The following is a 9,093-nucleotide window of genomic DNA, read 5'->3' as shown; positions in this document are numbered from 1 at the left end:
GTTCGAAAGGGAGGACCGCCGCTATCAAGCGCGGCGTCCCGTGACCAGCCCGCGCGCGATCCTCAATCGGCGATCACGATCGAAATGCGTCGGTTGCGCGGATCGGTCGGGTCGTCCTTGATCAGAGGTTCGGTATCCGCGACGCCTTCGATCCGGCGGAAGCGTCCGTCCGCGACGCCCTGGCGCATCAACGCCTGCCGCGTGGCTTCGGCCCGCCCTGCCGAAAGCGACCAATTGTTGACCCGCGTCGTATCGCGATACTTCAACGCATCGGTATGGCCGCGAACGATCACTTCGCCCTTTTCGGGCGCCACGGCCTCTCCGATCAGATCGAGCAATTCGCGCGCATCCGAAGTCAAGACGGTCGTGCCGAGCGCGAACATCGAAAAATCGGCATCGTCGACCAGATCGATCCGGATCCCCTCGGTCGTGTCGACCATGCGGACCTGGCGCATCAGTTTCTTGAGATGCTCCTTCTTCGCAAGACGCTCCTGAGCACGGTCTTCGATGCGCTTGATCTTGCCGGCGCCTTCCTTCGGGCCGCCAGTCGCATCGCGGGGGACGGTAAGCGTCTTGGTTCCCGTCTGTCCGGCGGCGTGGGGGTAATTGTCGACATCGGTCAGCGACGAGCCGCCGAGAATGCCATCCGCGCCCGCGCTCTGTTCCTTGGTCTTGACCAGAGTGGGCGTGAAATAGTCGGCGAGGCCCTTGCGCTGGTCTTCGGTAGTCGCGCCGAGCAGCCACATCAGCAGGAAGAATGCCATCATAGCCGTCACGAAGTCGGCATAGGCCACCTTCCACGCGCCGCCATGATGCCCGCCTTCGACGACGGTAATCTTCTTGACGATGATCGGAGCGGGATCGTTGCGCCCCTCGGACGCGCTGGCCATCTCAGCGGCCCCTGAGCGCGTCGAGCAGTTCGTTCAGCCCGGGGCGGATATGATGGCCGAGGCCCGAGCGGGCGGATTCCACCACCAGCGGCTGGGGATGGCCATAGAGCGAGGCGATGATCACCTGCTTCACCGCGTGGAAGATCATCTCGTCCTGTTCGAGCACCTGCTTGAGGCGGCCCGCCAGCGGCGCGACGATCCCGTAAGCGAGCAGCACGCCGAGGAACGTCCCCACCAGCGCGGCGCCGATCATCTTGCCGAGCACGGCGGGCGGCTGATCGATCGAACCCATCGTCTTCACCACGCCGAGAACGGCCGCGACGATGCCCAACGCGGGCAGCGCATCCGCCAGCGTCTGAAGCGCATGCTGCGGCTCGTGCAGTTCATGGAAATGCGTCTTCATCGCATTGTCCATCACCTCTTCCACGGCATGCACTTCGAGCGTGCCGGACGAGACGACCAGCAAGGTCAGCGTGTCGCTGATCAGATGGACCAGCGGCTTGTTGGCGAGGATATTGGGGTATGCGCTGAACATAGCGGAATTTTCCGGCTCGGTGACATGGCTTTCCAGCGCGACGGGGCCATCGTTCTTGAGCAGCTTCATCAGCTGGCTGGTCAGCGCGATCGCATCGATATGGTCCTGCTTGGTATGCTGCGGCCCCTTGAAGATCTTCTTGAAAGCCGCGCCGATCGCTTTGAGATGATCGAGCGAATTGCCCGCGATCATCGCGCCGATCGCGGCGCCGCCGATGATCAGCATTTCGAACGGCATCGCCTTCATGACGGGGCCCAGCGAGCCGCCGCTGATGGTGAACCCGCCGAACACCATGACGAGCAGAACGACTATTCCGATGATCGCGTACACTGGACTAACTCCATCAATCTATTGGTCGGCCCGCGCGATCAGCGCAGCATCGAGAAAAGCGAAAGGTTCGAAAGCTTTACGAAGCTGGCCTGCGTGGCTTCGAGCACGGTGAGGGTTTCCTGAAGTCGCGTCATGGTAAGCGCGATATCCGCCCCGCCCACATCGCCCTGTTCGGCGGCGACGCGTTCGGAATTCTTCTCGCGCCGCTCGTCCATCAGATCGACCCAGTTGAGCCGCGAACCGATCATGGTCTGCGCCGTGGTGACCTTTTCCAGACCGACATCGAGCGACCCGAGTGCCGCCGAACTCGCATCCGAGGCCGCCGTACCGCCCGCATTCAACGCGGCGGCGAGATTGCCGAATACCTGGAACAGGTCGGTCGCGCCATTGGCGTCGGTAAATTCGAAAACCTGCGGCCCGGTCAGCCCGGGCGTCACGGTCTGGCCCTCGCCGATTTCGAGCGGATCGACGGTATTCGTGCCCACGAAGGTCGCCACGCCGGCAATATTTTCGTAGGCCGCACCGCTCGCCTGCCCGCCCAGCAGCGCGTGCCCGGCGGCATTGCGACCGTTGGCGAGCAGCAGGAGATTTTCAGAAAGGGTGCCGATTTCGGCACCGATCGCGGCGCGCTGTTCGTCGCTCAGCGTCTGGTTGCTGCCCTGCACGGCCAGTTCGCGCACGCGGATCACGATATCGGCGACCGAATTCAGCGCCTGATCGGTGAGTTGAAGGTCGGCCTGGGCGAGCTGGGAATTGCGATTGTCGACTTCGGCCAGGCGTTCGCCGCGCGCCAGTGTGCGAAGGCGCGCCGCGGCCACGGGATCGTCGGACGAGCGTTCCAGCTTTTCGCCGCTGCCGATCATCTTCTGCAGGGACTCGGCGCGATTGCGCAGCGTGCCGATCTGGCTCGAACTGCGCTCGTAGAAGGCTCCGGTGCTAAGATTGATCATCGGCCGATTCCAAGCAGAGTGTCGAAGATGTCGCTGGCGGTCTGCATCGCCCGGCCCGAAGCCTGAAAGGCCTGCTGGAACCGGATCAGATTGGCCGCCTCGGTGTCGAGATCGACGCCGGCTTGCTGTTCGAGCGAGATGCGTGCGGTGGACGCGATCGTTTCCAGCGCGCTCTGCGTGACGGTGCGGCCCGAAACCTTGCTCGACACGTCGAACAGCAGGCTGCTGAAGCCTTGGATCGGGTCGTTGGTTTTCAGCTCCTGGCGCAGCGCGTCGAGATTGCTGGCATCGCGGCTGCCTGCGGGCGACCCGGCAGGCGCGGTGGCGAGGCCCGCGCCGCTCTGCAGCGCGACCTTGAGCGTACCGGCGGTGGTTCCGGAAAAGAGCGGCTGGCCAGGCGATCCGTCGAGCGCAGCGCCGTTCGCCTGCGCGGCGTTGAGCGTGGTGGCGAAGCCGTTGGCCAGATCGTCCAGCCGGATGCGGACGGCGGCCAGATCGGTCAATGCCAGGGAAGCGCCGCCGAGGCTGCCGCTGGTCGGTTTCGTTTCCTGCCCACCGATTTCGAAGACCGGAACGCCATCGACATATTCGCGGATTTTCAAGGTCTCGGCGGCGCCGCCATTGACGAAGCTGCGCGCCGGATTGGTGCCGAGCGATACCGCCACGGTCCCATCGGCGCTGAAACTGGTGGTGATCGAGGTGAGGCCCGAAAGCCGTTCAAGCATCAGGTCTCGCTGGTCGAGCAGCGAGGCGCGATCGCTCGATCCCGGCCCTGCGCGGTTCATCCGCAGATTGATCCGCGCGATTTCCTGGCCGATGATGTTCGCTTCGCTCACTTCGGCTTCGGCGTCGAATTGCAGGCCGTTGCGCACCGCATCGAACCCGTCGGCGGTGATGTTGAACTTGGCGGCCAGCGTTTCGGCCTCGCCCAGCACCGCCGCGCGTCGCGCGGGATCAACGGGATCGCCCGCCAATTGCTGGAGCGATGCTTCGAATTCGACCATCGCATCGTAGACGCCCGACTGTTCGAGCGCGCTTTCCATGTTGCGCAGGCCCTTCAGCTCGATATCCGCGCGCGCCAGATCGCCGCCCGTCCGGCGAACCTCGCCCTGTAGGAACGGATCGGCATTGCGCCGGATTTCGGCGATGCGCGCGCCCGATAGCGAGATGTCACCGACCCGGCCTACCCCGCCCGCGGCGGAAACCTCCTCCAGCCGCAGGCTGCGGCGCGAATAGCCGTCGCTCGACGCGTTGGCGATATTCTGCGCCGTCACGTCGAGCGCGCCGCGCGCAGCGCGAGCTCCGCTGACTGCAATGGAGAGAAGGTCTGATGCCATCAGCTATCATCCTGCGGCAGGAAACGAGAGAGCTGGCGCTCGATCGCTTCGGCGAAACCAAGTTGTCCCGATTTCGAGACGATGTCGGCGAATTGCGAATCACGCATTTCGGCAAACGTCTTTTCGCCTTCACCCCCGAATAAATCGTTACCGCCGAAATCCGTGGCGCGGGCGCTGGACAGCATCTGGCGCAGCAGGATCGCCTCGAAGGCCTGCGCGGCTTCCTTCAGCCCCTCTTCGGGAGGCTTGATCGGATCCGCCGTCGAAAGCGGTCCTGCTGCCGGAGAAAGGCCGATCGGACTCATATGATCACCAGTTCCGCAGTCAGCGATCCGGCCTGCTTCAAGCCTTCCAGGATCGCGACCAGATCGGCGGGGCTGGCGCCCAGCGCGTTCAGTGCGTCCACCACTTCGGCGAGCGAGGCGCCCGGACCGATCCCGGTGACGTAGCTGCCTTCCTGGCGCGCGGTGATCGTGGTGTCGTCCTCGATCGCGGTCTGGCCGTTGGCGAAGGGCGCGGGCTGGACGATCTGTGGGTTCTCGTCGATCCGCACCACCAGGCTGCCATGGCTGATCGCGGCAGGGGCAAGGCGCACGGCGCTCGAAATCACGATCGTGCCGGTGCGGCTGTTGATGACGACCTTGGCGGCGCGTTCGGCGGGCGAGACGTCGAGCATCTCGATATTCGCCATCAGCCCGGCGCGGGTATCCGCTCCGGTCGGCATGGCGAGCGCCAGCGTGACGCCGTCCTCGATCCGCGCCATGCCGGGATAGGCGGCGTTGATCGCGTCGCGCACGCGCGTCATGGTCATGAAATCGGCCTGGAACAGATTCCAGCGCAGCACTTCGCTGAAGTCGAAATTGCTGGCGACGGCGGCTTCGACGGTGGCCCCGTCGGCAATGCGGCCCACGGTGGGCACGTTCACGGTCAGCTTGGAGCCGTCCTGTCCGGACACGCCCAGACCGCCGACTGCGAGATTGCCCTGCGCCATGGCGTAGACCTGCCCGTCCGCCCCGTAGAGCGGGGTCATGATCAGCGCGCCGCCGCGCAAGCTCTTGGCCTTGCCCATGGTGGACACGGTAACGTCGATGCGCTGGCCGGGCTTGGCGAAGGCGGGAAGCTCGGCCGTGATGATGACGGCGGCCGCGTTCTTGAGCGCGGGATTGACGCCGGGCGGCAATTGCAGCCCCAGTCGCCCGGAAACGCCCCGCATGGCCTGTGTCAGATAGGCGAAATTGTCATCGCCCGACCCGTCGAGGCCGACCACGATGCCGTAACCGGTCAACTGGTTCGAACGGACCGAGTGGAACTGGCCGAGGTCGCGAACGCGTTCCGCCATGGCGGGAACCGGCATCACCGCCGCGATGGCGGCGAGGACGATGAGGAGTTTGCGGATCATGGGGAAAGTCATCTCCGGGCTCCTCAGAACGGGGTCACGACGGAGAAGAAGCGCGACAGCCAGCCCGGACGGCCCGAGCGCTGGATCGCGCCTGCGCCCGAATAGGAGATGCGGGCATCGGCCACGCGGATCGAGGGGATGCGATTGTCCTGGTCGATATCGGCCAGGCGGACGATGCCGGACAATTGCACCCATTCGTCTCCCTGGCTCAGTTTCATCAGCTTTTCCCCGCGGACCAGGGCCGTGCCGTTGGGCCGGACCTCGGCGATGGTGACGGTCAGGTCCGCCCGGATGGAGCTGGCCTGCGACGCATCGCCCGACCCATTGAACGACGCATTGGCACCCGCATTAAGATCGGCGGGGTCGATGGGCACGAAGGCGGGCAGGTCCAGGCTGGCGCTGCCGCCGCGCTGCGTGCTGCCGCTCGTGGATTTGCTGGTCTGAGTGCGTTCGACGAGAACCACGGTGATCAGATCGCCGACGCGCGATGCGCGATTGCCGTAATAGAGCGGCGCATATCCCGCGCTCGCATTGTAGATCGCCCCGTCGCCCGATGCGACATAGGAAGGCGGCGCGGGCGGCGGCGGCAGGGCCGCTTCGAACCCGACCGGGCGCGCACCGGCACCGCCGCAGGCGGCGCACATAAGCGCCAGCGGCAGGGCGAGGACACAGGCTTTGACGGGAGCGTTCATGATTTGGGTCCTCACAGCGTCTGGTTGGCGTTGCGCAGCATCTCGTCGACGGCGGAGACCATCTTGGAGCTGATTTCGTAGGCGCGCTGGCATTCGATCATCTCGACGAGTTCCTCGACGATGTTGACGTTCGAACCTTCGAGCATGCCTTGGCGGATATTGCCGCGCCCGGCTTCGCCGCCCGGGCCGAGTTCGGCAGCGCCGCTGGCACCGGTCTCGACCAGGAAGTTGTCGCCGATCGCCTGGAGCCCCGCCGGATTGGTGAAGCGCGCGACCTGGATCTGGCCGAGTTCCACCGGCTCGCCCTCGCCCGCCAGCGTGGCGGAGACGATCCCGTCCGGCGAAACCGAGATTGCGGTCGATCCTTCGGGCACGGTGATCGCAGGCTGGACGGCATAGCCCTGCTGCGTGACCAGCTGGCCTTCCGCCGAAAGGGTGAAATCGCCCGCGCGGGTATAGGCGGTGCGCCCACCCGGCATCTCGATCTGGAAATACCCGTCACCGTCCAGCGCCAGGTCGAAGGCGTTGCTGGTGGTGTTGAGCGTGCCCTGCGTCATGATCTGGCTGGTCGACTGGACCGCCACGCCGGTGCCCAGATTGAGGCCGGTGGCATAGGCCGTCTCACCCGAACTGCGCTGGCCCGCGACGCGTGCGTCCTGATAGGCAAGCGTGGCGAAATTCGCGCGGTCGCGCTTGAAACCGGTGGTGCCGACGTTCGCCAGATTGTTGGCGATGACGCGCATGCGCGAATCCTGTGCTTCGAGGCCGGTGCGGGCGACTTGCAGTGCTGATGTGGGCATTGTCTAATCCCTTTTCGAAATGTCCGGGGTCGATTAACCGAGGCGCATCAGTTGCGCGCCGCTCTGGTCGAGATCCTTGGCGGTGGAGAGGAGCTTGCTGCGCATTGCGAACAGGCGCTGCGCATCGATCATGTCGACCAAGACCTCGGTCGATTTGACATTGGATTGTTCGAGGGCGCCGACCTGGACCGTGGCTTCCTGGTCGGTCGGCAGGATGCCGCCGCCTTCCACTCGGAACAGGCCGTCCAGTCCCTTCGCGATCGGCGAGCCCTGCCAGGTGGCGAGCTTGATCCGGCCCACTTCGGCGGGCGGCGCATCGGGCGCGGCCAGATTGGCGACGCTGATCGTACCATCGGGCGAAATCTCAGGATTGGCACCCGGCGGGATCGTGATCGGCCCGTTCTCGCCCATGACCGTGCGCCCGTCCCCATTGACCAGCAGGCCGGTGGCCGAAACCGAGAGATCGCCGCGGCGGGTATAGGCTTCGGTGCCGTCTTCGGCCTGCACCGCCATTAAGGCTTCGTTGGCGATCGCGATATCGAGCGACTTGCCCGTTTCTATGAATTCGCCCTGTGCCATGTCCGCCCCGCGCACGGCCGCGGTCTGCATGGCGCGCGCTTCGTTGGGCATGCCCTGCAAGGTGACGGGGCGCTGATCGAGCAATTCGGCGCGGAAGCCCAACGTGTTGGCGTTCGCCATATTGCTGGCGACCACGCGCTGGCGATCCATCGACGCTTTCATGCCGGACAAGGCGGTGTAGATCAGGCGATCCATTGATAATCTCCGATTGCGGGAGCCCGGTCAGCCGGGCCCCCGCTAAGGATCAGGTCCGCAGGTTGATGACGGTCTGCGAGATCTGGGTGGCGGTATCGATCGCCTTGGCATTGGCCTGGAAGTTGCGCTGGGCGGTGATCAGCCCGACCAGCTCTTCCGCGATATCGACGTTCGAACGCTCCAGCGCGCCCGATGCGATCTTGCCGAACGCACCCGATCCGCCCGTGCCGTAGACCGCCCCGCCCGAAAGGCCGGTGGCTTCCCAATTGGCATCGCCCACCTTCTTGAGGCCGGTCGGTGCGATGAAGCTGCCGAGAGCGATCGCGCCCACCGGTTCGGACGTGCCGTCCGCATAAGACGCCGAGACGATCCCGACTTCATTCACCGTGACCCCAACGAAATCGGAACCGTCCGCGTTCTGAGCCGGCAGGACCGCGTCCTGCAGCGTGTTGATATCGGGATCGCCATTTCCGTCCAGCGCGAACAATTGCAGCCTGTTGTTGGAGGAATCCACAATTTCGCCTTCGCCGTTGAGCGAGAACGAGCCCGCGCGGGTATATTGGGTGGTGTCGTCGATGGGAGAGCGGGTGGTGAAGAAGCCGTCTCCGGTGATCGCCAGGTCGAGCGCGGAGCCGGTCTGTTCCACCGGGCCGAGCGCGAAATTCTGCGTGATCGACTTCACCGAAGCGCCGATGCCCTGGATCATCTTGGGATTGCTGAGCGAGGTGCCCGCGACGATTTCGGAAAACTCGGTCCGGCTGCGCTTGAAGCCGTAGGTTTCCGAGTTGGCGATGTTGTGCGCGAGAGTGCCGAGCGAGGTCTGTGCGTTCTTGAGACCGTTCAGCGAGGTATAAAAGGACATGAACTTACTCCTGTCGAGAAAAGGGGCTCAGAGGCCGGAAGCGGATTGAGCGGATTCGGTGGTGACGATCAGCTGGTCGAGCTTGTCCGCGATCCGCTCGAGCATTTCGTTGGTTTCGGCCGACCCGGCGAGCGCGGAAAACTGTGCCATCTGCGCCAGCATGTCCTTGTTATCGACCGGTTCGAATGGATCCTGCTGCTGCATCTGCACGGTCAGCAGCTTGAGGAAATCGCCCTGGCCAAGCGCGTCCATGCCGCGGCCCTGCGTCTGACCCAGCGCGCTGGATGCCGCATTGGAGATTGCGGGGTTGTTGGAGATGGCAACCATCACTTCATCCTCATCGTTTCAAGCATCAGCTGCTTGGCGGTCGAGAGGGCCTCGACCATGTTGGAGTACTGGCGCGAGGCTTCGAGCATCTCGACCATTTCGGCGTTCTCATCGACCGGGGCTTCCCAGACGTCGCCGTTCTCGTCGGCCAGGGGATGGCCGGGATCGTGGCGGCGGATCGGCGCGACATCTTCGCG

12 protein-coding genes are annotated in these 9,093 nt (G+C 64.7%); all 12 read right to left on the bottom strand.

Translation table 11 applies throughout. From position 1 onward, the window contains the following. Positions 1-62: 62 nt before the first annotated feature. The gene (locus A3736_RS09425) at positions 63-890 is read right to left on the bottom strand and encodes a flagellar motor protein MotB (RefSeq protein WP_067682192.1); all 828 of its coding nucleotides are present in this window, start codon (positions 888-890) and stop codon (positions 63-65) included. Between the two features lies 1 nt (position 891). Further along, a complete protein-coding gene (gene motA, locus A3736_RS09420; RefSeq protein WP_067682189.1) occupies positions 892-1,755 on the bottom strand; it encodes a flagellar motor stator protein MotA in 864 nt (287 codons plus the stop codon). A gap of 38 nt (positions 1,756-1,793) precedes the next feature. Beyond that, a complete protein-coding gene (locus A3736_RS09415) occupies positions 1,794-2,705 on the bottom strand; it encodes a flagellar biosynthesis protein FlgL (protein ID WP_067682187.1) in 912 nt (303 codons plus the stop codon). Beyond that, positions 2,702-4,042, bottom strand: coding sequence for a flagellar hook-associated protein FlgK (gene flgK, locus A3736_RS09410; protein WP_067682185.1), 1,341 nt, complete (start codon positions 4,040-4,042; stop codon positions 2,702-2,704). The genes A3736_RS09415 and flgK overlap by 4 nt, the downstream gene beginning before the upstream one ends. Next, a complete protein-coding gene (locus A3736_RS09405) occupies positions 4,042-4,347 on the bottom strand; it encodes a rod-binding protein (RefSeq protein ID WP_067682178.1) in 306 nt (101 codons plus the stop codon). The genes flgK and A3736_RS09405 overlap by 1 nt, the downstream gene beginning before the upstream one ends. Next, positions 4,344-5,441: a flagellar basal body P-ring protein FlgI gene (locus A3736_RS09400; protein WP_067682175.1), complete on the bottom strand. Its 1,098-nt coding sequence runs from the start codon at positions 5,439-5,441 to the stop codon at positions 4,344-4,346. The genes A3736_RS09405 and A3736_RS09400 overlap by 4 nt, the downstream gene beginning before the upstream one ends. A gap of 23 nt (positions 5,442-5,464) precedes the next feature. Beyond that, entirely contained in the window at positions 5,465-6,133 is a 669-nt protein-coding gene (locus A3736_RS09395; protein ID WP_067682172.1) for a flagellar basal body L-ring protein FlgH, read from the bottom strand. 11 nt (positions 6,134-6,144) lie between these two features. Next, the gene (gene flgG, locus A3736_RS09390) at positions 6,145-6,933 is read right to left on the bottom strand and encodes a flagellar basal-body rod protein FlgG (RefSeq protein WP_067682169.1); all 789 of its coding nucleotides are present in this window, start codon (positions 6,931-6,933) and stop codon (positions 6,145-6,147) included. 33 nt (positions 6,934-6,966) lie between these two features. Further along, the gene (locus A3736_RS09385; protein ID WP_067682166.1) at positions 6,967-7,707 is read right to left on the bottom strand and encodes a flagellar basal body rod protein FlgF; all 741 of its coding nucleotides are present in this window, start codon (positions 7,705-7,707) and stop codon (positions 6,967-6,969) included. Positions 7,708-7,756: 49 nt separating this feature from the next. Beyond that, positions 7,757-8,569 carry a flagellar hook-basal body complex protein gene (locus tag A3736_RS09380; protein ID WP_067682164.1) on the bottom strand — a complete coding sequence of 271 codons (813 nt, stop codon included), beginning with the start codon at positions 8,567-8,569 and terminating at the stop codon, positions 7,757-7,759. A gap of 27 nt (positions 8,570-8,596) precedes the next feature. Next, positions 8,597-8,896: a flagellar hook assembly protein FlgD gene (locus A3736_RS09375; RefSeq protein WP_067680224.1), complete on the bottom strand. Its 300-nt coding sequence runs from the start codon at positions 8,894-8,896 to the stop codon at positions 8,597-8,599. Further along, positions 8,896-9,093 (bottom strand): flagellar basal body rod protein FlgC (locus A3736_RS09370; RefSeq protein ID WP_304439412.1); only part of this gene is annotated, 198 nt, incomplete at its 5' end. The genes A3736_RS09375 and A3736_RS09370, both read right to left, overlap by 1 nt.

The sequence above is a fragment of the Erythrobacter sp. HI0063 genome (assembly GCF_001635685.1).
Classification (GTDB): domain Bacteria; phylum Pseudomonadota; class Alphaproteobacteria; order Sphingomonadales; family Sphingomonadaceae; genus Qipengyuania.
Note: the sequence above shows the minus strand (reverse complement) of the source record. Positions and strands in the feature narration are given on the sequence as shown.